Annotated in this window: 16 protein-coding genes; 13 read left to right on the top strand and 3 right to left on the bottom strand. The window is 72.6% G+C overall.

What is annotated here, in order from left to right:
- Positions 1–221 precede the first annotated feature (221 nt).
- From ACH4K4_RS28710 to ACH4K4_RS28695, 4 genes are all read left to right on the top strand, one after another.
- Positions 222–1499: an MFS transporter gene (locus ACH4K4_RS28710; RefSeq protein ID WP_398171293.1), complete on the top strand. Its 1278-nt coding sequence runs from the start codon at positions 222–224 to the stop codon at positions 1497–1499.
- Positions 1496–4768, top strand: a complete 3273-nt coding sequence (locus ACH4K4_RS28705) for a type I polyketide synthase (RefSeq protein WP_398171292.1) — start codon at positions 1496–1498, stop codon at positions 4766–4768. The genes ACH4K4_RS28710 and ACH4K4_RS28705 overlap by 4 nt, the downstream gene beginning before the upstream one ends.
- Positions 4765–12207, top strand: coding sequence for a MupA/Atu3671 family FMN-dependent luciferase-like monooxygenase (locus tag ACH4K4_RS28700; RefSeq protein WP_398171290.1), 7443 nt, complete (start codon positions 4765–4767; stop codon positions 12205–12207). Before ACH4K4_RS28705 ends, ACH4K4_RS28700 begins: the two co-directional genes overlap by 4 nt.
- A 234-nt stretch (positions 12208–12441) precedes the next feature.
- Positions 12442–12867 carry a cold-shock protein gene (locus ACH4K4_RS28695; RefSeq protein WP_398171289.1) on the top strand — a complete coding sequence of 142 codons (426 nt, stop codon included), beginning with the start codon at positions 12442–12444 and terminating at the stop codon, positions 12865–12867.
- Between the two features lie 182 nt (positions 12868–13049).
- Here the strand turns inward: ACH4K4_RS28695 and ACH4K4_RS28690 are convergent, their stop codons facing one another.
- Positions 13050–14021, bottom strand: a complete 972-nt coding sequence (locus tag ACH4K4_RS28690; protein WP_398171288.1) for an NADP-dependent oxidoreductase — start codon at positions 14019–14021, stop codon at positions 13050–13052.
- A gap of 126 nt (positions 14022–14147) precedes the next feature.
- Between ACH4K4_RS28690 and ACH4K4_RS28685 the strand changes: the two genes are divergently transcribed.
- The 6 genes from ACH4K4_RS28685 (at position 14148) to ACH4K4_RS28660 (ending at position 19014) form a co-directional block, all read left to right on the top strand.
- On the top strand, positions 14148–15626 hold the full coding sequence (locus ACH4K4_RS28685) for a PLP-dependent aminotransferase family protein (RefSeq protein ID WP_398171286.1): 1479 nt from the start codon (positions 14148–14150) through the stop codon (positions 15624–15626).
- Positions 15627–15796: 170 nt separating this feature from the next.
- Positions 15797–16285: a hypothetical protein gene (locus ACH4K4_RS28680; protein ID WP_398171284.1), complete on the top strand. Its 489-nt coding sequence runs from the start codon at positions 15797–15799 to the stop codon at positions 16283–16285.
- The gene (locus ACH4K4_RS28675; RefSeq protein ID WP_398171282.1) at positions 16282–16608 is read left to right on the top strand and encodes a transcriptional regulator; all 327 of its coding nucleotides are present in this window, start codon (positions 16282–16284) and stop codon (positions 16606–16608) included. The genes ACH4K4_RS28680 and ACH4K4_RS28675 overlap by 4 nt, the downstream gene beginning before the upstream one ends.
- The gene (locus ACH4K4_RS28670; protein WP_398171281.1) at positions 16605–17480 is read left to right on the top strand and encodes an ABC transporter ATP-binding protein; all 876 of its coding nucleotides are present in this window, start codon (positions 16605–16607) and stop codon (positions 17478–17480) included. Before ACH4K4_RS28675 ends, ACH4K4_RS28670 begins: the two co-directional genes overlap by 4 nt.
- The gene (locus ACH4K4_RS28665; protein WP_398171280.1) at positions 17477–18349 is read left to right on the top strand and encodes an ABC transporter permease; all 873 of its coding nucleotides are present in this window, start codon (positions 17477–17479) and stop codon (positions 18347–18349) included. The genes ACH4K4_RS28670 and ACH4K4_RS28665 overlap by 4 nt, the downstream gene beginning before the upstream one ends.
- A gap of 215 nt (positions 18350–18564) precedes the next feature.
- Positions 18565–19014, top strand: coding sequence for a nitroreductase family deazaflavin-dependent oxidoreductase (locus ACH4K4_RS28660; protein ID WP_398171278.1), 450 nt, complete (start codon positions 18565–18567; stop codon positions 19012–19014).
- A gap of 368 nt (positions 19015–19382) precedes the next feature.
- Here the strand turns inward: ACH4K4_RS28660 and ACH4K4_RS28655 are convergent, their stop codons facing one another.
- The gene (locus tag ACH4K4_RS28655; protein ID WP_398171276.1) at positions 19383–19652 is read right to left on the bottom strand and encodes a hypothetical protein; all 270 of its coding nucleotides are present in this window, start codon (positions 19650–19652) and stop codon (positions 19383–19385) included.
- Between the two features lie 348 nt (positions 19653–20000).
- Here ACH4K4_RS28655 and ACH4K4_RS28650 point away from each other — a divergent pair, with 348 nt between their 5' ends.
- Positions 20001–20684: a hypothetical protein gene (locus ACH4K4_RS28650; protein WP_398171274.1), complete on the top strand. Its 684-nt coding sequence runs from the start codon at positions 20001–20003 to the stop codon at positions 20682–20684.
- Positions 20685–20777: 93 nt separating this feature from the next.
- On the top strand, positions 20778–21308 hold the full coding sequence (locus tag ACH4K4_RS28645; protein ID WP_398171273.1) for a hypothetical protein: 531 nt from the start codon (positions 20778–20780) through the stop codon (positions 21306–21308).
- Between the two features lie 117 nt (positions 21309–21425).
- Here the strand turns inward: ACH4K4_RS28645 and ACH4K4_RS28640 are convergent, their stop codons facing one another.
- Entirely contained in the window at positions 21426–22319 is an 894-nt protein-coding gene (locus ACH4K4_RS28640; RefSeq protein ID WP_398171271.1) for a D-alanyl-D-alanine carboxypeptidase family protein, read from the bottom strand.
- Positions 22320–22681: 362 nt separating this feature from the next.
- Between ACH4K4_RS28640 and ACH4K4_RS28635 the strand changes: the two genes are divergently transcribed.
- Positions 22682–24343: a sigma-70 family RNA polymerase sigma factor gene (locus ACH4K4_RS28635; protein WP_398171269.1), complete on the top strand. Its 1662-nt coding sequence runs from the start codon at positions 22682–22684 to the stop codon at positions 24341–24343.
- Positions 24344–24367 lie beyond the last annotated feature (24 nt).

Below are 24367 nucleotides of genomic sequence, written 5' to 3'. Positions count from 1 at the left end.
CGCACATCCCCTGTGACATGCGGATTGATCTAACCATGGACGCCGCAAAACGCAAGGAGGCGGCGGCCGGACCGGTGCGACCCCTACATGTCGGGTAAAGCGCGGGTCAAGTCACCGGATGTCGCGTCTCCAGGCGCCCCGCGAACCGGGTGACTGTAAAGACGTCCGCCGCCGACGTGCGGCGGCCCGCAGGCCGGCTCGGGCGCTAGGGGGGAACAGGGGTGGGGCACTTCCGGCTGCTCGTCGTCGGCAACGCCATCTCCGCGTACGGCAGTTACCTGAACATGGTGGCGCTGAACGTGTTCGTCTACCAGGTGACGGGCAGCGCGCTGGCCGCGGGCCTGTTCATGGCCGTACGCCTGATCACCAGCGTGCTGTCCGGGTTCGTCAGCGGCCGGCTGGTGTCGCGCCGCGACCGCAAGCGGCTGATGGTGTGCGCGGACCTGGCCCAGGCGGTGGCCCTGGTCCTGCTGCTGCTCGCGCCCGACGGCGCGCGGGTCCCGCTGCTCTTCGCGCTGGCGGTGGGCACCGGGGCCTGTTCGACGCTCTCCCAGGTGGCGCTGCGCAGCAGCGTCCCGGAGATCGTCGGCGCCGGCCTGCGGACCCGGGCCAACGGCCTGCTGGTGACCGGCCGTTCGCTGGCCATGATCGCCGGTTTCGCCTCGGCGGGCGTGGTCGTCGCGCGGTTCGGCTACACCACGGCCTTCGCCCTGGACGCCGCCACCTTCGCGATCTCGGCGACCATCCTGTTCCTGCTGCCCATCCGCACCCGCGCCGCGTCGGAGGACCAGGACGGGGGCGCCGCGGACGCCGCGGGACCCGGCCGCTGGGCCTCGCTCGCACTGTTGCGGGCCGCTCCGCTGCTGGCGGTCATGGTCGCCGTCCGCGCGGCCGACGGCCTCGGCTCCTCCTCGCACAACGTGGCCCTGCCCGTCTACTCCAGCGCCCTGGACCCGTCGCACCCGGCCGCCTTCGTCAGCCAGTTCTGGGCGACCTGGGCGATCGGCAACATCGTGGCGCAGCAGGTGTGCTCGCGCCGTACGGGCAAGACCGGGCGCTCACCGGGGGAGCGCGCCTTCGCGATCGGCTCGTGCGTGATGTCGGCGGCGTTCATCGTGGTCTTCAGCGGGCTGCCGGCGGTCCCCGCCGCCATCGCCGCGCTCGTCGCCGGCATGGCCGACGGTTTCACCGAGATCGCGTACGTCTCCCGGCTGCAGGCCGCCCCCGACGACCAGCGCGGCCGGCTCTTCGGCCTCTCCGCCTCCGCGGAGAACGCCGGCTTCGGCCTGGGAATGATCGTGAGCGCGGCCCTGCTGGAGCGCTACTCGCCCCTCCACGTGGTCGGCGCTTTCCAGGGGCTGGCCATCGTCCTGTGCGCCGTCCTGCTCGTCGTGCTGTCCCAAAGGCGTGCGCGGTCGCCGCACGCACGACCGGCCCGGGAGAGCGGCGGCCCGGCGCCCGGCCGGGAGGTCTCCGCCGCGGAGGGCGGCACCTCGTGAACGCACCGGCCGGCTCGCACGTGGCGGTCATCGGCATGGCCTTCCGCTTCCCCGGGGCGGACACCCCCGAGGAGTTCTGGCGCGTCATCCGCGACGGACGGGACTGCGTACGGCGGTTCACCGACGGGGAACTGGCCGCCGCGGGCATCCCCGCGGAGAAATACCGGGCGGCGGACTTCGTCGGCGCCGGCGGCATCCTGGAGGACATCGCCGGGTTCGACGCCGCGTTCTTCGGGATGAGCGGCCGGGAGGCGCGGCTCACCGACCCGCAGCACCGGATGTTCCTGGAGTGCGCCTACCACGCGCTGGAGGACTCCGGATACCCGCGCGAGCGGGACGGGCTGCGCACCGGGGTCTTCGCCAGCACCGGCTACCACCTGTACACCTTCGAGAACTACTTCCTCAACAACATCCTCAAGGACCACGTCGGCGACGACTGGCCCGCCAAGATGCAGGCCCTGGTCGGCAACGTCACCGACTTCACCGCCACCCGCACGGCCTTCCGCCTCGACCTGACCGGGCCGGCCGTCAGCGTCCAGACCGCCTGCTCCAGCTCCCTGGTCGCCGTGCAGCTCGCCGCGCAGTCGGTGCTCGTCGGCGACAGCGACATCGCGCTGGCCGGCGCCACTGCCGTACACGTGCCGCAGGTGGTCGGCTACCGGTACGTGAAGGGCTCGATCCTCTCCAAGAGCGGCACCCTGCGCGCCTTCGACGCCGGAGCGGACGGCACGGTGGGCGGCACGGGCGTCGCCGCCGTGGTCCTCAAGCGCCTGGACCGGGCGCTCGCCGACGGCGACACCGTGCACGGCGTCATCCGCGGCTGGGGCGTCACCAACGACGGCGCGGACAAGACCACGTACACCGCGCCGAGCGCGGCGGGGCAGCGCGGCGCCATCCGCCGCGCGCTGCGGCACGCCGGGATCGGCGCGGACACCGTCGGCTACCTCGAAACGCACGGTACGGGCACGCTGAAGGGCGACCCGATCGAGTTCGACGGCGCCACCTCCGCGTACCGCGCCGACACCGACCGGACCGGCTACTGCGCGATCGGCTCGACCAAGGCCAACATCGGCCACCTGGACGTCTGCTCGGGCCTGGCGAGCCTCATCAAGGCCCTGCTGGTGCTCAAGCACGGCGTCATCCCGCCGATGGCCAACTTCAGCCGGCCCAACCCCGCGCTCGACCTGGACCGGAGCCCCTTCTACATCCCCGAGTCCGCACGTCCCTGGCCGCAGGGCGACACGCCGCGCCGGGCCGGGGTCACCTCGCTGGGCGTCGGCGGCACGAACGTGCACATCATCCTGGAGCAGGCCCCCGAGCCCGCTCCCCGCACCGCAGCGCCGGCCCCGCCGGACGTCCTCGTACTGTCCGGCCACTGTGCAGCAGCCCTCACCGCGAACACCCGCGCGTTACGCGACCACCTCGAACGGCACCCCGACGCGGACCTCGCGGACCTGGTGACCACCGCGGCGGGACGCGTCCACCACCGCCACCGGCTGGCGGCCAGGGGCGGGTCCCCGGCCGCCCTCGCCGCCGCCCTCGACGGCTGGCTCACCGGCGCCGGCGGCGCGGGAACCGCGGCCCCGGCCGTGACGACGGGGGCGTTACCCCGGGACGGCAGGGTGAACACCGGGTTCCTGTTCACCGGCCAGGGCAGCCCGTACCCCGGCATGGCCCAGCCCCTGTACGAGCGCTACGGCGTCGTACGGGACCTGCTCGACACCTGCGAGCGCCACCACCAGGAGCTCTACGGAACATCCCTCCTGGAAGTGCTGCTCGACCCCGAGGCCGACCGCGCCGCGGCGGAGGACACCCGGATCGCGCAACCGGCTCTCTTCGCCCTGCAGTACGCGCTCACCGGCCTCTGGCGTCACCTGGGCATCGTGCCGGACGTCGTGGCCGGGCACAGCGTGGGCGAGTACGCGGCCCTGTGCGCGGCCGGCGCGCTGACCGCCGCGGACGGCCTGCGGATCACCGCCGAGCGCGGCCGGCTGATGCAGGACCACTGCGCGCCGGGCGCCATGGCCGCCGTGTCGGCGGACCTGCCGACCGCCCTGCGGCTCACCGCCGAGATCACCGGCCTCGAACTCGCCGTCGTCAACGGGGAGCAGCGGCAGGTACTCGCCGGGCCCGTCACCGCCGTGGACCGGCTCCTGGCACTGCCGGCGGAGCGCGGCATCACCGCGCAACGGCTGCCGGTGACGCGCGCCTTCCACACCGCGCTGGTGGACCCGGTCCTGGACAAGTTCAGGGACCTGCTCGACGGCATCACGTTCCGTCCCGTCACGACCGGCTTCGTGAGCTGCCTCGACGGCCGCCGCCACGAGCCGGGCTGGGTGCCGGACGCCGGCTACTTCGTACGGCAGACACGGGCACCGGTGCGGTTCGACGCGGTGCTGCGCACGCTCGGGGAGACGGGCACCGCAGCGCTCGTGGAGATCGGCCCGCACACCACCCTCAGCGGACTCGCCCGCGCGGCGCTGCCCGGCGTGCGGGCGGTGCCGACGCTGCGGCGCGGCGCCGGGCCGGCTCCCCTGTGGGACGCGGTGGCGCACCTCCACTGCGCCGGGGCGGAGATCGCCTGGCCCGCGCTGACGGAGGGCTGCCAGGGCCGCACGACCAGCCTGCCCGGCTACCGCTTCCAGCACGAGAACTACTGGTTGGGGCCGGAACCGACCGCCGTCCGGGCGGTCCGGGCCGGCGGGACAGCACACGCATCAGCGAGAGAAGAGGAAGACGTGGCACAGGACGAGGCAGTGTTCGAGCGGGTACTCGGGCGCGTCATCGAGTTGGTCGCCAAGCACCTCGGCCACGACGCGGGCGTGATCACCGGGGACACGTCCTTCTTCGACCTCGGCGCGGACTCCCTGCAGATGATCAGCGTGCTGCGCGAGCTGGAGCAGGAACACCGGGTCAAGGTCGCGATGCGGGAGCTGTTCGAGGAGGCGAGCACCTCCCGGCAGCTCGCGGAGCTGATCGTGGGGCGGATGGCGGGCGACCCGGCCGCGCCCGCGGCGCCCGCCGAGCCCGTACCGGCACCGGCGCCCGCCGAGTCAGCTCCGGCTCCGGCTCCCGCCGAGCCCGTACCGGCACCGGAGCCCGCGGCGGACGAGCCGGGCCAGGTGACGCGCGCGGAGCTGGCCGACCTCACCCGCCAGGTGCGGCAGCTCTCGCAGCTCCAGCTCCAGATGATGTCCCAGATGGAGCAGCTGTCCCGGCTGCTGGCCGGCGGCGCTGTGGTGCCCAACGGAAAGGCGGGTGGCAAGTGACCGGGCTGAGCGCCGCGGCAGCGGCGGTGGACCAGGACCTGGCGGCCATGGCCGACCTCTCACGGCGTGTCGCGCAGCGGATCGCGGCCGCCGCTCCGGACGGGTCGGCGGCGCCGCGGGAAGAGCGGCCGGCGGCCGAGCGGCAGCAGGCCGTGCACGGCCCCCGGGTGACCGTCTCGCGCGGCTCGGGCATGGTGGGCGGCTCCGCGTCCGCGTCGCAGCAGGCGCACCTCGACGACCTGGTACGCCGGTACACGGCCAAGACCGCCACGTCCAAGGAGATCGCCCAGCGCTACCGCCGCGTGCTGGCCGACAGCCGCGCCGTCGTCGGCTTCCGCAGCAAGACCAAGGAGATGCTGTACCCGATCGCCGGGCGCCGGGCGAGCGGCTCCCGCCTGGAGGACGTCGACGGAAATCGCTATGTCGACATCACCATGGGTTTCGGCGTCCTCCTCTTCGGCCACGAGCCGGAGTTCGTCAGCGAGGCCGTCCGCGAGCACCTGTCCCGGGGCATCCAGCTCGGCCCCCGCAACGTCGAGACCGGTGAGGCCGCCGAGCTGCTGGCGGAGCTGACGGGCATGCAGCGGGTGGCGTTCGCCAACTCCGGCACGGAGGCCAACTCCGCCGCGATCCGCCTGGCCCGCGCCGCCACCGGCCGCCGCCGCATCGTCACCTTCCACGGCGCCTACCACGGCCACGCCGACAACGTCCTGGGCCGCTCCACCGGCACCGGCGCCGACCGGGCCACCGTCCCCGTCTCCACCGGCATCCCGCACAACAGCGTCGCCGACCTGATGGTGCTCGACTACGGCAGCACCGCCAGCCTGGAGGCCATCACCGCGCACGCGGACGACATCGCCGCGGTCGTCGTCGAACCCGTGCAGAGCCGGCACCCGTCGCTGCGCCCCGTCGACTTCGTACGGCAGCTGCGCGAGGTCACCCGCCGCCACGGCATCGTCTTGATGTTCGACGAGATGCTGACGGGATTCCGCCCGGCGCTCCGCGGCGCCCAGGAGCTGTACGGCGTCAGCCCCGACCTCGCCACGTACGGGAAGCTGCTCGGCGGCGGCTTCCCCATCGGCGCCATCGCGGGCCGCGCGGACATCATGGACGGCGTGGACGGCGGCTACTGGCAGTACGGGGACGCCAGCTACCCGCCCGCCGACACCACGTTCTTCGGCGGTACGTACATCCAGCACCCCGTGTCGATGGTCGCCGCCCGTGCGGTCCTGACGCACCTGAAGGAGCACAGTCCCCGGCTCCAAGAGCGGCTCAACGCCCGTACCGACCAACTGGCGGGCACGCTGAACCGTTTCTTCGAGGACGAGGAGTTCCCCCTGCGGGTGAGCCACTTCGGCTCCCAGTTCCGCTTCGAACACCGCGCGGACATGGAGCTGCTGTACCACCACCTCATGCTGCGCGGGGTGCACGTCTGGGAATGGCGCAACTTCTTCCTGTCGACCGCCCACTCCGACGAAGACGTCGAGTTCGTCGCCGACGCGGTCCGCGGCTCGCTCCGTGAGCTGCGTGGCGCGGGGTTCTTCCCGGGCGGCCCGAAGCCGGCACCCAAGCCGGTACCGGTGGCGGTGCCGAAGCCGGTCGCCCGGGAGACGGATGCCGCCCCCGGCGTGCCGGAGAAGACCCCCGGCGTGGCCCTGAACACGGTCGCTGCGCGCGCCGCCAAGGCCCCGACCACCCGCCGCGCCCCCGACTTCAGCATCTATTTCTTCGGCGACTACCCCCAGGACGAAACCGCTTCCGACGGCACCGCCGCGCCGTCCGCGGGCAAGTACGACCACATCCTGGAGACCGCCCGCTTCGCCGACCAGCACGGCTTCCACGCGCTCTGGATGCCCGAACGGCACTTCCACTCCTTCGGCGGCCTGTTCCCCAACCCCGTCGTGCTCGCCGCCGCCCTCGCCCGCGAGACGCGGCGCATCCGGCTCAACGCGGGCTCGGTCGTCCTGCCCCTGCACGACCCGGTCCGGGTCGCGGAGGAGTGGTCGATGGCCGACAACCTCTCCGGCGGCCGCGTCGGCATCGGCTGCGCCGGCGGCTGGCACGCCAACGACTTCGTCTTCTTCCCCGAGCGCTTCGGCCGGCACAAGGAGATGATGTACGAGCAGCTGGAGCAGGTGCGCCGGCTCTGGCGCGGGGAGGCGGTGCGGCGCACCGGCGGCGACGGCGAGACCGACGTACGGCTCTTCCCGCGCCCCGTCCAGGACTCCCCGCCCGTGTTCACGGCGGTGGTGGGCAACCCCGCTTCGTACGCGGCCGCCGCACGGAACGACGTCGGCGTGGTCACCAACCTGATGACCCAGAGCGTCGAGCAGCTCGCCGAGAACGTCGCCCTCTACCGCCGCACCCGGGCCGAGCACGGCCTCGACCCGGACGCCGGGCGGGTGGCCGTCCTCCTGCATACCTACCTCGCGGCCGACCACCGGACCGCGCGCGCCGAGGCGTACGAGCCGCTGTCGCGCTACATGCGCGCCTCGCTCTCCCTGTTCGGCAACGTCGCCAACAGCCTCGGCCACCACGTCGACCTGTCCACGCTCACCGAGGACGACCTCGACGTGCTCTTCCGCCGCGCCTACGACCGCTACTGCGACCAGCGGGCGCTCATCGGCACGGCCGACACCGTCGCCTCCGTGGTGGACGCGGTGCGCGACGCGGGCGCCGACGAGATCGTCTCACTCGTCGACTTCGGCGTCGCCCCGGACGCGCTGCGGGACGGCCTGACCCACGTCGACGCGCTGCGCCGCCGGTACCACGAGCCTGCGCGGAGCGTCCGCGCGTCCGCGCCGCCCGCCCGTACGGCGCCTCCCGAACCCGCCCGGGACAGCGCGGCGCCGCTCTCACCCGGACAGCAGCGCATCTGGTTCCTCGAACGGATGCTCCCGGGCCGCACCGCCTACAACGAGACCAAGGCCATCCGCCTGGACGGCCCGCTGGACGTGTCCGCGCTGCGTACGGCGCTGTGCGGGCTGGTGGCCCGGCACGAGGGACTGCGCACCGTCTTCCGCGAGATCGACGACGAGCCCTGCCAGCTCGTACGGCCGCCGTCCGAGCCGGACTTCGCGGTGCTCGACCGCACGGACGCGGGCGCGGCCGGCGAGGACGCCGCGGTCCGCGCCGTCCTGGAGGAGGAGAGCGCGCGGCGCTTCGACCTCGTCAACGGGCCGCTGTTCGTCACCCGGCTGGTGGAGCTGGGCCCGGAGCGGCACGTCCTGGTCTTCTCCCTGCACCACATCGTCGTGGACGCGGCTTCCGCCACCGTCCTGGCCCGCGACCTGTCCGCGCTCTACCGCGCCGCCCGGGACGGCTCCGACGCCGGCCTGCCCGTCCTCACCCGCACGTACGCCGACCACGCCCGCGACCGGCTCCGTACGCTGGACGAACCCGGGAGCGCCGCGGACCTGAAGTACTGGCTCGGCGCGCTCGGCGGCGAACTGCCCGTGCTGGACCTGCCCTGCGACCGCCCGCGGCCCGCGGAGATGACCTCCAACGGGCGCGCCGTGTTCCACCGGCTCGGCCCGGAGCTGTCCGCGCGGCTGCGGGACCTGAGCAGGCGGCGGCGCGGCACCCTCTTCATGACCCTGCTCGCCGGCTTCACCGCGATGCTGCACCGGGTCACCGGGCAGCGGGACATCGTCGTCGGCACCCCGATGTCCGACCGCCCCCAGGGCGCCGAGGACCTGCTCGGCTTCTTCGTCAACACCCTCGCGCTCCGCTTCGACCTGTCCGGGGACCCGGGGTTCACCACGTTCCTCGACCGGGTGCGGGGCGTCGCCCTGGACGCGTACGACCACGCGGACGTTCCCTTCGAGACGGTCGTACGGGAGCTGGCCCCGGCGCGCACCGCCGACCGCACGCCGGTCTTCCAGGTGCTCGCGGAGTTCGAGAGCAGCGACCCGTTCCGCTTCGACCTGCCCGGCGTCCGGGCCACCGTGATCGACGCGGGCCCGGACAAGGCCCTCACGGACCTCGGTGTGTACTTCACGGACCAGCCCGAGGGCATCCGCTGCCACCTGGAGTACAACACCGACCTGTTCGACGCGGGCACCGTGGACGGGTTCTTCCGTACCTTCCGCGACCTCCTCGAAGCGGCCGTGGCGGCACCGGAGACCCCGCTGTCACGCCTCGGTACCACAGCGGCCCGCGACGCCGGTGCCGCGCGCTCCGGGGAACCGGTGCCCGCCGCGTGGCTCCACGGCCCGATCCGGCCGGTGTCGCGCGCCACCCTCCACGGCATGGTCGCCCGGCGCGCGGCCCAGGCCCCGTACCGCACCGCCGTCCTCTGCGGAGACGACCGGCTCAGCTACCGCCAACTGGAGGCCAGGGCCGGGCAACTGGCCGACGTCATCCGGGAGCGGTCCGCGCCGGGCAGTGGGACGGACGACGTGGTGGCCCTGTGGCTGCCGCGCTCCACCGACCTGGTCGTGGCGATGCTCGCGGTGCTGAAGTCCGGCCGGGCGTACGTGCCGCTGGACCCGTCTCTGGGCCGTGCCAGGGCCGCCGCGGTGCTCGCGGAGTGCGGCGCCCGCCTCCTGCTGACCAGCGGCTCCCGGGCCGACCACCTCACCCTTCCCGACGGCCTGACCGTCATCGACGTCGCCGGCCTCGACGACAGGGAGAACGCCGCGACCACCCGCGCGAGGAGGACTCTGCAGGCCGGCGCGGGGCCCGAGTCCCTGTGCTACGTCATCTACACCTCCGGCAGCACGGGCGCGCCCAAGGGCGTCGCGGTGCCCCACCGCAGCGTCGTCGACCTCTGCCAGTGGCACCACAAGCGCTTCGCATTCACCTCGGCCGACCGCAGCGCCCTGGTGTGCAGCCAGAGCTTCGACGCCTCGGTCCTGGAGATCTGGCCCGCGCTGACCGCGGGGGCGTCCGTCGCCATCGCCGACGACACGGTCCGCACGGACCCGCTCGCGCTGGCCCGCTGGTACGCGCGGGAGCAGGTGACCTTCTCGATCCTGCCCACCGCTCTGGGCGAGACGCTGCTCGCGCTGCCGCCCGCCGAACAGCCGCCGCTGCGCCACCTGCTGCTGGGCGGCGACGTGCTGCGCACCCGGCCGCACCCGGACGTGGCGTACGAGACGGTCAACGTGTACGGGCCCACCGAGATCACCGTGCTGTGCACCGCGCAGTCCGTCGGCCCGCGCACGCCGGAGGACGGCTCCGCGCCGATTCCGATCGGCCGCCCGGTCGACAACGTGTGGCTGCGGGTCCTCGACGCGTCGGGCGCGCCGGTGCCGCGCGGCGGGGTGGGGGAGCTGTACGTCGGGGGGCCGGGCGTGGCCCGCGGCTACCTGGGCGCCCCGGCGCCGACCGCGGAACGTTTCGTACCGGATCCGCTGGAGCCCGGCGCGCACGAACCGGCGGCCGGCCCGTTGTACTACCGCACCGGTGACCTGGTGCGGTGGACCGAGGACGGGGCGCTGGAGTTCCGGGGCCGGGTCGACGACCAGGTGAAGATCCGCGGGTACCGGGTCGAACCGGAAGAGACCGCCCGCGTGCTCAGCGGCCTGGACGGAGTGCGCGAAGCGGCCGTGCTGGCCCGCCGTGACAGCCGGGACGAGGCGTACCTCGCCGCCTACGCCGTACCGGCCGACCCCGGCGCGGAAGCCCTCACGGCGGCCGGCCGCCAGGCGTTCGCCGACCGCCTGGCCCGCGACCTCACGGCCCGGCTGCCCGAGTACCTCGTACCACGGGCCTGGGCGGTCCTCACCGAACTGCCCCTCGCGGGCAACGGGAAGCTGGACCGCGCCGCGCTCCCGGCCCCCGAGACCGTCACCGCCGTGCACCCGGGCCGCAGCGCGGAACACCCCCGCCGGCCGGAGACCGCCCCCGCGCAGACCACCGCCGCCCGGACCGACCTGGAGCGCCGCCTGCGTGCCCTCTGGGCCGACGCATTCGATCTCACGGCCGACGTCATCGGCCCCGACACCTCCTTCTTCGACCTCGGCGGTCACTCGATCGCCGCGATCCGGCTGGTCAACCGCGCCCGTGAGGTGTTCGGGCGGGAATACCCGATGGTGCGCTTCTACCAGGAGCCGACGGTACGGGCCATGGCGGACTACCTGGCGGGCGACGGGCCGGCGGAGGACGGGGGAGCGGACGAACCGGCGGACGGCGCCACCGACGTGGCCGCCCGGGCCCCGGTCACCCTCCAGCAGCGGGCGTTCATCGACCAGCACCACCGCCACGCGCTGCCGCAGGTCTACAACATCGCTCTGCGCATCACCCTGACAGGTCACCTCGACACACCGGCCCTGCGCACCGCGCTCACCCAACTCGCGGCCCGCCACGAATCGCTGCGCACCCGCTACGTGAAGGACGGCGAGGACTGGTGGCAGGAGGTGTTCCGGCCGCGGCCGGTGGACCTCCGGGCCGAGGACCTGACGGGAGACGCGGACGGCGCCGAGGTCGAACGCATCAGCGCGGAGGTCGCCGGCACCCGGTTCGACCTCGCCGAAGGGGTGGCACCGAAGTACCGCCTGCTGCGCACCGGCCCGTCGGCCTGGGTGCTGCTGGTCCTCCTCCACCACTCCGTCTGCGACGGCTGGGCCGTCAGCATCCTGCTGAGCGACTTCGCCGCCCTCTACACGGCCGCCGCGACCGGAACGCCCCACGAGCTGGACGACACGGTGCCGCAGCCGACCGAGTACGCGCTCTGGCAGCGGGACAGCGTCCGGGAGAAGCCCGAGAAGCGCGTCCTCGAGTACTGGGCCCGCCAACTGGACGGAGCCCCCTTCCAGCACGCGCTGCCCCTGGACCGGCCGCGCCCGGAAACCCTGAGCGGACAGGGCCGCGCCGTGCTCTTCACGGTGGGCGCGGACGTAAGGGCCGACGTGGAACGGCTGGCCAGGAAGTGCGACACGACCCCGTACGCGGTCACCGTCGCAGCCCTGGGGCAGCTGATGGCCAAGCTCTCCGGAAAGCCGGAAGTCGTCCTTAACGTGTCCTACGCCAACCGGGAGCGCCAGGCCTTCGAGTCGCTGGTGGCCTGCACGGCCGCGGGCTTCCCGCTGCGGATCCGGCTCGACGAGGCCGGGACCTTCACCCGGCTCGTCCGCCAGGTCGCGTACGCGTCGACCGAGGCCGTCGACCACATCGTGCCGCTGCGGCGGCTCGCCAAAGCGCTGCGCGAGGAGGCGGGGGCCCGCATACCGGACCGCGTGCCGTGCGGATTCCAGTACCAGAACTCGCTGAAGACGGACATCGAGCTGCCCGGCCTGGACACCGCGGTCGAGGACCTGGCCGTCCCGGCCTCCCGCGCGGAGTTCAACCTCGGGCTCGTCCCGGCGGGCGACGCGCTGGCCGGATACGTCGAATACTCGACCGACCTGTGGGAGCACGGCACGATCGAGGGCTGGACCGGCGCATACGTACGGCTGCTCGCCGAGGAGGTGCGAGCCGCCCTGGCCGCTGACTGACCCGGTCGCGCGCCCCGCGGCCCGCCCGCGTACGCCGTGAGCGTGCAAGGCGGGCCGCCGGGCTGGACGTTCCGCCGTCGCTCGGCAATAGTATGGGCGGGACATCCACCGAATCGTCCCCGCCTCCGGCGATTGCCTTTGCCGGGCGCCAGGCGGGAACGGCGCCGCCGGGACCGGCGGCGGGTGTATGCGAAAAGTGCGGGCAGTTGTGGAATTGGGGTTTGGGGCACCGTGATGGTTTCGGGCAAGGTTATTCGGTTTGACGAGGTGCGCGGCTACGGATTCGTCGTCCCCGACGACGGTGGAGAAGACGTCTTCGTGCACGTGAACGACCTCGAATTCGACAAGGGCCTGATGGCCCCGGGCGTCAAGGTCGAATTCCTGGTGGACGAAGGGGACCGGGGTCCCAAGGCTTCGGAGGTGCGCTTCCTGGAGGCCGCTCCCAGCCGGTCCGGTGGTATGCACCGCGCCCACGGCGCGGGCCACGACGGGAATCTGGAGGACGGCGTCCTGTGCGACACGCTCTCCGCCCAGGAGTTCCTGGACGAGGTGACCGAAGTGCTGGTCTCCGGCGTGCCGAGCATGACGGGCGAGCAGATCCTCCAGGCCCGCCAGCGCCTTCTGAAGCAGGCCCAGTCCCACGAATGGGTCGACGCATAACCATCGGCATCGGTTTGCGGGCGCGCGCGGCCGTGGGGTGACCCCGGCCGGACACGCGTGCCGCGGTCGGCCGTTACCGGCGCCGCGCCCGCTGCCGTACGAACACCGGCGAATCGGGCCGCCGTACTTTCGTCAGTACGTCGGGCGGCCCGCGAATTCCGCCCGGAATTCCGGGCACCCGTTCAGGAGGCCACCCGCAGCACCAGCTTCCCGCGGGTGCGGCCTTCCTCGCCGCGGCGGTGGGCCTGTGCGGCCTCGGCGAGCGGCAGTACGTCCTCGACCTCGACCGTCACCGCCCCCGCGTCGACGAGCCCGCCGATACGGGCGAGCGCCGCGCCGTCCGGCTCCACCAGGAAGCCGCTCGCCCGCACGCCCTGTGCGCGGGCCGCCTCCACCAGGTCGGGCGAGACCCCGGAGGGGACGGCGATGAGCGTGCCGCCCGGCCGCAGCGTGCGCAGGGAGCGGGTGCTGGTCCGCTCGTGCTCGTCCCCGACCAGGTCGATGACCACGTCGACGTCGCGGACCGCGTCCTCGAAGCGCTCCTCGGTGTAGTCGACCAGCTCGTCGGCACCGAGCGAGCGCAGCCAGTCGTGCTTGGCCGTCCGGGCGGTACCGATGACGTGCGCGCCCAGGTGCTTGGCGAACTGCACCGCGAAATGGCCGACGCCGCCCGCCGCCGCGTGGACCAGGACCCGCTGCCCCGCCTCGACGCGGGCCGCGTCCACCAGCGACTGCCAGGCGGTGAGCGCGGCCAGCGGCACGGCGGCCGCGTGATCGTGGTCGAGCGCCGCGGGCTTGCGCGCGAACTGCCGGGCCGGGGCGGTCACGTACTCGCCGTACGCGCCGGCCTGCCGCGGGAACCACGGCATCCCGTACACCTCGTCGCCCACCTCGACCGTGTGCACGCCAAAGCCGACCTCCTCGACGACCCCGCTGACGTCCCAGCCCACGGTGAACGGCGGGTCCCCGAGAACGCCCGCCATACCGCCGCCCGAACGGGTCTTCCAGTCGATCGGGTTCACCCCGGCCGAGCGCACCCGCACCAGCACCTCGGTGGGCAGCGGCTCGGGCCGGGACACCTGGGTGAGGTGTAGCACCTCGGGGCCGCCGAAGGAGTCCTGGGTGATCGCGCGCATGGTGGGATTGTCGCTCATGTCGCTCTCCTGAAGGTGTGCCGGGCCGCGCGAGGGCGGCCCGGCCTGTTGATCATCGACGTACGGAAATTACCGGCTCTGTACGCTGAATGGTCTGCAAGACATGGCCAATTCCGGGGGAGTGGCATGGCCCACAATGAAGCGCTTCCGCCCGTGGGCAGGGCGAGCCGCACCATGGGGAGCCGGCAGCTCGCCGCGCTGCTGCCCGACCCGTCGGCAGCCAGGCCCGCCTACCGCCACCTGGCCGGGGCGATCAGCGAGCTGATCCTCGACGGGCGGATCGCGTTGCACGTCAAACTCCCCGCCGAACGGGAACTGGCCGCAGCCCTGGGCACCAGCCGCGCCACCGTCACCGCCGTGTACGACCTGCTGCGCGAAGGCGGGTACGCGCACAGCCGCCAGGGCTCCGGCACCTGGACGGCCCTGCCCGAGGGCCGTACCCCCCACGGCGTCACCCGGCTCCTCAGGTCCCGGGACACCGCCATCGACCTGGCCAGGGCCGCCCCCGGACTGCCGCACCAGGCGCTCGCCGACGCCCTCGCCCGGATCGCCCCACAGCTGGCCGAGCACGTCCACACACCCGGCTACCACCCTTACGGCCTCCCGGAACTGCGCGCCGCCATCGCCGAACGGTTCACCCGCCGGGGCCTGGCCACCGTGCCCGAACAGATCCTGGTGACCTCCGGCGCCCAGCACGCGCTCACACTCGTCCTGGGACTGCTGTGCCGCCCCGGCGACCGGGTCCTGACCGAGAACCCGTCCTATCCGAACGCCCTGGAGGCGCTGCGGCGCGCCCGCCTGCGTACGGTGACCGTCCCCGTGACCGACAGCGGCTGGGACACCGAGATCATGGAAGCGGCCCTGCGTCAGGCCGTGCCACGGCTGGCCTACCTGATCCCCGACTTCCACAACCCGACCGGCTGCCTCATGCCCGGACCGCAGCGCGCCCGCGTGCTGCGCGCCGCACAACGCTCCGGCACCTGGCTGGTCGTCGACGAGACCCTGGCCGACCTCGCCCTCGACGTCCCCGGCCCGGCGCCCTTCGCCTCCCACGCCACGCCGGAAGCGGCCGCCCAGGTCATCACCACCGGTTCGATGAGCAAGACCCACTGGGCGGGCCTGCGCATCGGCTGGCTGCGCGCGCCCGCCAGGCTGGTCACCGAACTCGCCGGCCAGCGGGTCGCCATCGATATGGGCGGCTCGGTCCTGGACCAGTTGCTGGCCCTCGAACTCCTGGACCGGGCCGGGGAACTGCTGCCGCCCCGCCTGGCAGAGCTACGCCGGCAGCGTGCCGCCCTGGCCGCGGCCCTGTCCGAGCGGCTACCGCAGTGGTCCTGGCGACTGCCCCCCGGCGGCCTGTCCCTGTGGGTGGACCTGGGCCGCCCCCTCTCCTCGGCACTGGCCGGCCGGGCGCTCGACTACGGGGTACGCATCGAGGGCGGCGCCTGCTTCGCCGCCGACCCCGGCGTCTTCGAACACCGCCTGCGCATCCCGTACACCACCCCCGCCGACACCCTCCGCGATGCCGTACACCGCATGGCCACCGCCCTCGCCGACGGCCTCACCCCCGCGTCCACGCCCCGGCGCACGCACTGGATCGCCTGACAGCCCGTGCGGAGCCGCGCATCCGCCCCGCGCCGGGCGGATGTGCGGCTCCCGTATTTTTTACTTGCCCAGCGGGAAAGTCGGCGGTAACTTTCCTACTGGGAAAGTCGGCGGCATGGGTGCCGACTGCCGAAGATTCGGCACGTCAACGTCTTGGGGAGGCGATGTGCATGACCACACCCGTGGACGCCGAGCGCGCTTGGGCGGACCTCCAGCGAATCCGGGTCCCGCAGGAGCGGGTCTACGACGAGTTGGAGCGCTGCGCGGGAAACGGGCGGCGGGCGTATCTGCCGATCGCCGCCGCCATGTGGCTCTACCTGGCCGTCAGCGGTCTCGACCTGCCCAGGTGGGGGACCTGGGGGGTGACGGCGGCCTACATGGCCGCGCTTGGTGCCATGGCCGTACAGGCAAGCCGCAAGTCCCGTATGCGGCTGCACCGTTCGCACTACACATGGCGTTCGTCGGTCGTCTTCGTCGCCGCCGCCGTGGTGAGCGCGGCCAGCATAGGGCTCAGCGGCTGGCTGGTGGAGTGGGCCCGGCTGTCGTACGGCAGCCTTGTCCAGGCCACGGTGTGCTCCGGCCTCTTCCTGCTGGTCACGGCGCCCGCCAACCGATGGGCCCTCGCCCCGGTGCGCAGCCGCGACGGGAGCCGGCGATGAGCACCCCCGCGGGATTCGACGAACTGATCCACCCCTCCACCCGGCTCTCGGTGGTCGCGCTGCTCGCCGCCACCGAATGGGCCGACTTCCCCTTCATCCGGGACAGCCTCTCGCTCAGCGACTCGGCGCTCTCCAAACAGCTCCACACGCTGGAGGAGGCCCACTACCTGGAAATCCAGAAGGAAGGCGGCGGGCGCAAGCGCCGCACCAAGGTCCGGCTCACCGCACAGGGGCGGACCGCGTTCGAAGGACACGTGGCGGCGCTGCGCGCGATCGTCGAAGGCGCCGCCGCGAGCCCGACGCGTACGGAGGCCCGCCGATGAACACGACCGAAACCGTCGTCCACGTCCGAGACCTGCGCATGACCTACGGCTCCACCGAAGTGCTGCGAGGTGTCGACCTGGACATCCACCGCGGCGAGATCTTCGCCCTGCTCGGACCGAACGGCGCCGGCAAGACGACCACCGTGGAGATACTCGAAGGCTTCCGCCGGCGCTCGTCCGGTGACGTGCACGTGCTCGGCACGGACCCGGTGCGCGGCGGCGACGCGTGGCGCGGACGGCTCGGACTCGTTCTGCAGTCCTGGCGCGACCACGCCCGCTGGCGGGTGGGCGAGCTGCTGGGGCACTTCGCCGAGTACTACCCCGACCCGCGCGACCCGGCCGGGCTGCTCGACCTGGTCGGCCTGACCGCCCAGGCGGACCAGCAGGTCAACAGGCTCTCCGGCGGGCAGCGCCGCCGCCTCGACGTCGCCCTCGGCATCGTCGGCCGCCCCGAACTCCTCTTCCTCGACGAACCCACCACCGGCTTCGACCCGGAGGCGCGCTACGACTTCCACGCGCTCGTGGAGAAGCTCGCCCGAGACGAGGGCGTCACCGTCCTGCTCACCACCCACGACCTCGTCGAGGCCGAACGGCTCGCCGACCGCATCGCCGTACTGGTCAAGGGGCGCATACGGGTCTGCGGCACCCCCGCCGAACTGGCCCGGCAGGCCGCCGCCCGTGCCGAGGTGCGCTGGACGGCAGACGACGGGACCCCGCGGCGGGAGCGCACCGACGACCCCTCCCGGCTGGTGTGGGAGCTGCACCGCGACACCGGCGGACCGATAGCCGACCTGGAGGTGCGCCGCCCGACCCTGGAGGACACCTACCTGCACATGGTGAACACCGAGAACCGAGAGGACAGTGCCGCATGAGGGGGACGGAAACGCGGAGGTACCTGCGCGCGGGTATCCGGCGCGGGGTCATCGAGCTCCGCCAGCTGCTGCGCAGCCGCAAGGAGATGGGCGGCCACCTGGTGAACGTCCTGGTGGCGATCGTGCTCGCCGTGACCGTCAAGGACTCCGTCCCCGGGACCGAGCTGCCCATGGGGCACTTGATGATCGCCGGGTTCTCCGCCTACCTGCTCTTCCAGCTCGGCATGCTGAACATCCCGCAGATGCTGGTCACCGAGCGCGAAGAGGGCGCCCTGCTGCGACTGCGGGCCACGCCGGGCGGCATAACCGCCTACCTCGTCGCCAAGGCGTTGCTGATCGTGGGCATGGCCGTCGGCACCCTGGTGCTCCTGCTCACCGCCGGCGCCCTGCTGGCCGACGGCCCGCTGCCGGCCGGCCCCGCACAGTGGCTGACCCTGGTCTGGGTCGCCGGCCTCGGACTGCTCGCGGTCGTCCCGCTCGGCGCGGCCATCGGCGCCGTCCTGCCCAACCCGCGCGAGGCGCTCGCGCTGATCATGCTGCCCTCCATGGTGCTGCTGGTGATCTCGGGAACGATGTTCCCGAGCACCCGGATGCCCCAGATCGTGCAGCAGATAGCCGCGCTCTTCCCGCTCAAGTGGATGGCACAGGGCCTGCGGTCGGCGCTGCTGCCGGACAGCGCCCTCGCCGCCGAGGCCGCGGGTTCCTGGGAACTGCCCATGGTCGCCCTGGTCCTCACCGCCTGGGTCGTTCTCGGCTTCCTCCTCGCCGTACCGCTGCTCCGCAGGACGACGCGCCGCGAGTCCGGTTCCCGCCTGGCGGGCCGTCAGCGCAAGGCCGCCATGGGAGGCGCGGGAGCACCGGTGGCGTAGGGACGGGAGCGGCCGCCGGTAGCCGATGGGCAGCCGTTCGGGCCGCAGCAGCCCCGCCCGACGGCTTCCTGCGCTCCCCGCCACGACACCCGGCGGGATGATTGCGCGGGCCCCCGGTGTTGCGACAAGGTCAGGTCGTTCACGGGTGGCCGACGGGCCGCGACGGGGCCGTGCGAAACGACACCGAACGCACGAGCGACGATGGGACGGATGCCATGCCACTTGAGGGCGAATACGAACCGAGCCCGGAACAGTGGGTACGCGACCAGGTCGAGCTGTACGAGAGCAGCGGCGGCACCGAGGGGACGACGATAAAGGGTCTGCCGGTCGTCGTGCTGACGACCAGAGGCGCCAAGAGCGGCAAGATTCGCAAGTCGCCGCTGATGAGGGTGGAACACGAGGGCACCTACGCCGTGGTCGCCTCCCTGGGCGGCGCGCCCAAGCACCCCGTCTGGTACCACAACGTCGTGGCGGATCCGCGCGTCGAGCTACAGGACGGCCCCGTGCGCCAGGACCTGGTGGCCCGTGAGGTGACGGGCGAGGAGAAGGCCCTGTGGTGGGGACGCGCGGTCGAGGCGTATCCCGACTATGCCGACTACCAGCAGAAGACCGACCGCGAGATCCCCGTCTTCGTCCTGGAGCCCCCGGAGCAGAGCCACAGCTGAGGAGAGCCGGTGCGTACCGGCGGAATCACCCGCACGGGCGGCAAGGGGCCAGGCCGTCACCCCGGCCCCTTGCCCGCTCCCCGCTCGGTTCCGGACGAGCACGCCGAACGGCCCTCTGCGCGGGAGTTCCCCGGGCAGAGGGCCGTTGTCCGTGCGTTCCGTCATCCGCCACGGAGTGCTGGAACCCGTGGGGCAAGCGTGCGTGTGGCAGCGTCCGCCGTCGAGGCGTCTGAACGTGAAGGGGAAGGGCGGCCGGACGATGCCACGGGGTCCGTCAGCAGGAACCCGTACGGTGTGGACGCGCCCCCGCGCCGTGCGACGGACGCGGGGCGCGGCGGTCGGGTGTGCCGACGCGATCGGGACCGGACTCAGTGCCAGACGGCCCGGAAGTAGTGGCCGTAGTCGAACGAACCGCTCGCCTTGCTGTGGGCGTACGCGGCACCCGTGGAGGTGACGCCGGAGGGGCCGCCGACGTTGTGGTGCCGGTAGCCGGCGAGCGTGTTCTGGGACGAGTAGCCGCCGGAGGCGTACGTGCCGCCCGCGGCGCCGCCGCCGCCCGAGTCGGCGGCAGCGGGCCCGGCGGCCAGGAAACCGGCCGCCGTCACACCGGCGAGGGTGATCGCGACGTTACGAAGCATGTGACTCTCCTGTAGATCATGTAGTGGAGCTGACGAGATGACCTTGACCCAGCCCCCGCCGGTCCGCACGCCGGGACGGGCGAACGGGGGGACAGCGCCTCACGGCCGGGTGAACACGCTTCGCCGCGCGGCTCCGGCGCCACGATTGACGTCGTCAGCGCGCCACCTCCGCCGCCGTCGCGCTGCCACGCCCAGGCGCGCGCGAACTCATCGACGCCATCGCGCACTGATGCCCGGAAACAAGGTCCGTCCTTAACTCCAATGGGTCTGCTTCCGCCGGATCGGGTCCTGTATGGGGCCGGGCGATCCTACGGTGCCGTTGTACGCACACGGCAGGGGAGGATCGCGATGACCCAGTCCATCGACCTGGAAGAACTGGCTTTTGTTGCGGCCGTCATGGAACGGGCGCACCGACTGCTCGTGGCCGAGGAGAAAAAGCTGCCGCCTCGGACGTCCGACGGGAACGAAGGGCCCGGCAGCCCCAATCAGACGCTTCTCGGAGCCGGGGAGTTGACACGCGGAGCGGACGACGCGGTACGGCGGATCGCCCTGGCGATCGGCTATGCCTGCGCCGGTCTGCACCCGCAGGCTCTCCGGGCGACCCGAATCGCGCATTTCACCCCGCGCAGCGTGCCCGGTGGTGCCGATCGAATGGCCAGGCCCCTCAGCTCGGGCACCATCGAGGCGCTGAAATTGGTACGACAAGTCGCCGAATTCTTCGGAGAGGGTCTGCGGGAGGCAATCGACAAGGCACTGGCGGCGCCCGGGGCGACGTGGCCGCCCGCGGACTGGAAGGATTACGACGAGGAACGGATGAAAACCGCTGCCACCGCGGCGTCCGCGTCCGCCGGCCTGCCCGGCGCCTCCGGCAGCCGTACGGTCCGTACCCCCTCCGGCGGTTGCGCGGCCCCCGGCCACCCCGCCGCCCCTACGACCTCGACGTATTCCGCCGCATCCGGGACGCCCTCGCCCTCGGGCAGCCCCCCGGCCCCCGCGCACCCCGCCGCTTCGGTCCGGCAGGAAACCGGGTAGGTTGGCCGACCGGCCTTCGCCGGACGCCCGGCCCGCGCCGGCAGGCCCTGACGGCTCCGCGAAGACCGGCCGCCGAAGGAACTGGACATTCCCGTGTTCGGCGTGCCCGCATGGCAGGGGGATTCCGTGTCGGACCGCGTGTTCAGCGCCGTCTTCGGCTTTCTCGGTGTGAGTGATCCGCCGCGCGGAGACTACGGCGACCCGGCGCGGCGCCAGAAGGCCCTGCAGAAGAAGGAACCGTTCTGGGGGCCTTGGGACAGTCTCGCCGGCGGCCTGCTGCGGGGCCTGCGGCCGCTCGGCCCGGTCGCCCACAAGATCCTGCTGATGACCGACCGCCGTGCTCAGCTCGTCTACCTGGGATCCGAGCACGGGCTGGGCAAGAACGCGGTGCTGCGTCCGGAACCGGGCTGGCGTTGCACGCCACAGGAACTGGTCTGGGTCCGCGATTGCAAGGACCACTCGAAGGGCCATTACCAGTTGGGATTCAACGACGGGTCCTGGCTGCCGGTGTTCTTCGCCCGCAAGGTACGTGACCGTTTCGACGCGCTCTTCCCGCAGGCCCAGCACTGGAAGAAGCCGCTTCCCGACGTGTGGACCGACCCCCGTTTCCAACTCCGGGCGTAGTCACCGGCCGGCGCGAGGAAGGCGGCGAACGCGCCCGTAGCGCATCCGCCGTACCGCACAAGACAGCAGGAAGGGCCTGCCCGCGACCGGATGCCACGGGCAGGCCCTCGCGATCCGCTACGCCTTGAAGCCGTAGTCCAGCAGCTTCTTGGCGTCGGCGGTGCGGTTGGCCGCCGAAGACGAGGCCAGGACCGTGCCGATGACCGTCTTGCCGTTCCGGGTGGCGGCGAAGACCAGGCAGTACTTGGCCTCCGGGCCCGAGCCGGTCTTGACGCCGATGGTGCCCTGGTAGCTGCCGAGCAGGTTGTTGGTGTTGGTCCACGACATGTAGCGGTAGCCGCCGCTCTTCGTGGTGACCTTCTGCTTGGTCGCCTTCGTCTGCACGACCGTACGGAACGTGGGGTTCTTCAACGCGCTGGAGGCCAGCTTCGTCAGATCGCGCGGCGTCGAGTAGTTCGCGCCGTTGCCGATGCCGTCGAAGGAATCGAAGTGCGTGTTCTTCAGACCCAGGTTCTTGGCCGAGGTGTTCATCTGGCCGATGAACGACTTCACGCGCGCCGCCCGGGTGGACCCGGTGCCGAACTTGTCGGCGAGCGCGTACGCCGCGTCGCAGCCGGACGGGAGCATCAGCCCGTACAGGAGCTGGCGGACGGTGACCTTGTCCCCGACGATGAGGCGCGCCGAGGAGGCGGTCTTGGCGACGATGTAGTCGCTGTACGCCTTGTCGACGGTGACCTTCGTGTCCAGGTTGAGCTTCTTCTGCGTCAGCACCACCTGAGCGGTCATGATCTTGGTGGTGGAGCCGATCGAACGGCGGGCGTCCGCCGCCTTGGTGAACAGGGCCTTGCCGGTGCCGTTGTTCATCACGAAACCGCCCGGAGCGGTGATCGCGGGTGCCTTGGGGGCCGCGGCCTGCGCCGGAGCGGCGAACGCCCCGGTCATCAGGACGGCTCCCGCGGCGGTGACGGCAGTCGCGGACAGACGACGCACGCCCTTAATACGTGTTTTCAACGTGTTTTCTCCAAATGCCCCTGAAGTGCGGCCACATGGGGAAGTGGCTCGCTCGTGAGACGCAGGAGGCGCACCGATGGATGCGCGCCCCGCCGGAGAGATTTTGCACGTGTCCCGAGGGCTGTGGGCCGGGAGGGGGACGGGGAGCGCCTCTTCGGCCCCGGCCTGCCTGGTCACCGGCCTGTAAGGCCCGTCCGTGCACCCTGTGCCGCCTGCGTGACGTCGCCCGCCACCCCGTATCGTTTCGCTCTCATGAGCGAATCCGACGGATGATTGCTCGATTTCTGTTATCGGCCCGGCCCCCGCTGCATCTCCTGAGTGTGGGACGGAACAGGCCCGAGTCGAGAGAGAGTGGACAGAGCGTGAGCAGCGAACTCGACCCTGCGGTGATTACGGCCGCACAGGCGGGGGACGGTCGGGCCAGGGACCGGCTCGTCACCGAGTCCATGCCCCTGGTGTACAACATCGTGGGGCGGGCGCTGCACGGCCACGCGGACGTGGACGACGTGGCGCAGGAGACCATGCTCCGGGCCATCAACAGCCTCGGTGACCTGCGGGACCCGGCCGGATTCCGGTCGTGGCTGGTGGCCATCACGATGAACCAGATACGGACCCACTGGCGGCAGGACCGGGCCGTACCCGTGGACGGCGGCCTGGACGACGCGTACGACGTACCCGACCCCCGTGCCGACTTCGTCGGGCTGACCATCGTCCGCCTCGGTCTGTCGGGACAGCGCAAGGAGGTCGCCGAAGCCACCCGCTGGCTCGACGAGGCCGACCGCGAGCTGCTGTCCCTGTGGTGGCTGGAGGCGGCCGGCGAACTGACCAGGGCCGAGGTCGCCGCGGCCCTGGAGCTGACGCCCCAGCACACGGCCGTACGGGTACAGCGGATGAAGTCCCAGCTGGAGGCCTCCCGCGTGGTGGTGCGCGCGCTGTCGGCACAGCCGCGGTGCGTGCTGCTGGAATCGGTGGTCGAGCAGTGGGACGGGGCGCCGTCCGCGCTGTGGCGCAAGCGCATCGCGCGGCACGCCCGCGAGTGCACGGTCTGCTCCGCGTTCTCGTCCGGGCTGGTGCCCGCCGACCGGCTGCTCGTCGGCCTGGCCCTGGTGCCGCTGGCCGCGGCGCTCACCCCGGACACCGTGGAGAGCCCGGTGCTCGCGGCCGCCCAGCAGCCCGCCGTGACCCCCGCGACGAGCGGGATATCCCGCTCCGCGGGCGGACCCGTGGTGGGCGGCGCCTCCTCTTCCGCGGGCGGACGGGCCCAGGCCCGCGACGCGCTGCGGCAGGACCGCCGTGTCCGCCGCCGTCGCGCCGTCACCGCGGCAGCCGTGGCCGCGGCCGCCCTGGCGACGGTGGGTGGCGTACTCCCGCTGATCGGGTCAGGGCCCGAGGACGAGCCGGGCGCCACCCGGGCCGCCACCGAGCCCGAGTCGGCACCCCTGGCGGGCCACCCGGCGAACACGCCCCCGGCGAGCCCTTCGCCCTCCCGGACCAGCCAGAGCCCGACCCCCACCCCCTCGGCGTCGCCCTCCAAGGAGCCGCACACCCCGCGCAAGAAGAAGGCGCCCACCGAGCCGACCCGTCCGGCGCCGCGCCCCTCCTCGGCCGACCCCGCCCCGGCCTCGGGTTCCGCAGGCGGCCACTCGTCCTTCGCCCAGCAGGTCACCGCGCTGGTCAATACCGAACGCGCCAAACAGGGCTGCGGGCCCGTGAGCGAAAACTCCCAGCTCGACACGGCCGCCGCGCGCCATTCCCAGGACATGGACGCCCGGAACTACTTCGACCACACCAGCCCGGACGGCACGGACCCCGGCGCCCGGATCAAGGCCGCCGGATACCAGTGGAGTACGTACGGCGAGAACATCGCCAGGGGCCAGCGCACGCCCGCCGACGTCATGAAGAGCTGGATGAACAGTCCCGGCCACCGGGCGAACATCCTCAACTGCGCCTTCAAGGAGACCGGCGTCGGCGCCCACGACGGCCCCGGCGGGCCGACGTGGACCCAGGTGTTCGGCGCGCGGTAGCGGACGGGCGGGGGAAGCGGGACG

Origin of the sequence: Streptomyces sp. NPDC017529, assembly GCF_044329785.1 — a bacterium.
Classification (GTDB): Bacteria; Actinomycetota; Actinomycetes; order Streptomycetales; family Streptomycetaceae; genus Streptomyces.
The sequence above is the reverse complement of the archived record's forward strand: the minus strand, read 5'-3'. Positions and strand labels throughout refer to the sequence as shown.

Coding starts and splice junctions, on each gene's coding strand:
- ACH4K4_RS28650 (WP_398171274.1), top strand. CDS start 20,001: ATGACCCAGTCCATCGACCTGGAAGAACTGGCTTTTGTTGCGGCCGTC.
- ACH4K4_RS28660 (WP_398171278.1), top strand. CDS start 18,565: ATGCCACTTGAGGGCGAATACGAACCGAGCCCGGAACAGTGGGTACGC.
- ACH4K4_RS28665 (WP_398171280.1), top strand. CDS start 17,477: ATGAGGGGGACGGAAACGCGGAGGTACCTGCGCGCGGGTATCCGGCGC.
- ACH4K4_RS28655 (WP_398171276.1), bottom strand. CDS start 19,652: ATGCTTCGTAACGTCGCGATCACCCTCGCCGGTGTGACGGCGGCCGGT.
- ACH4K4_RS28695 (WP_398171289.1), top strand. CDS start 12,442: ATGGTTTCGGGCAAGGTTATTCGGTTTGACGAGGTGCGCGGCTACGGA.
- ACH4K4_RS28675 (WP_398171282.1), top strand. CDS start 16,282: ATGAGCACCCCCGCGGGATTCGACGAACTGATCCACCCCTCCACCCGG.
- ACH4K4_RS28685 (WP_398171286.1), top strand. CDS start 14,148: ATGGCCCACAATGAAGCGCTTCCGCCCGTGGGCAGGGCGAGCCGCACC.
- ACH4K4_RS28670 (WP_398171281.1), top strand. CDS start 16,605: ATGAACACGACCGAAACCGTCGTCCACGTCCGAGACCTGCGCATGACC.
- ACH4K4_RS28690 (WP_398171288.1), bottom strand. CDS start 14,021: ATGAGCGACAATCCCACCATGCGCGCGATCACCCAGGACTCCTTCGGC.
- ACH4K4_RS28680 (WP_398171284.1), top strand. CDS start 15,797: ATGACCACACCCGTGGACGCCGAGCGCGCTTGGGCGGACCTCCAGCGA.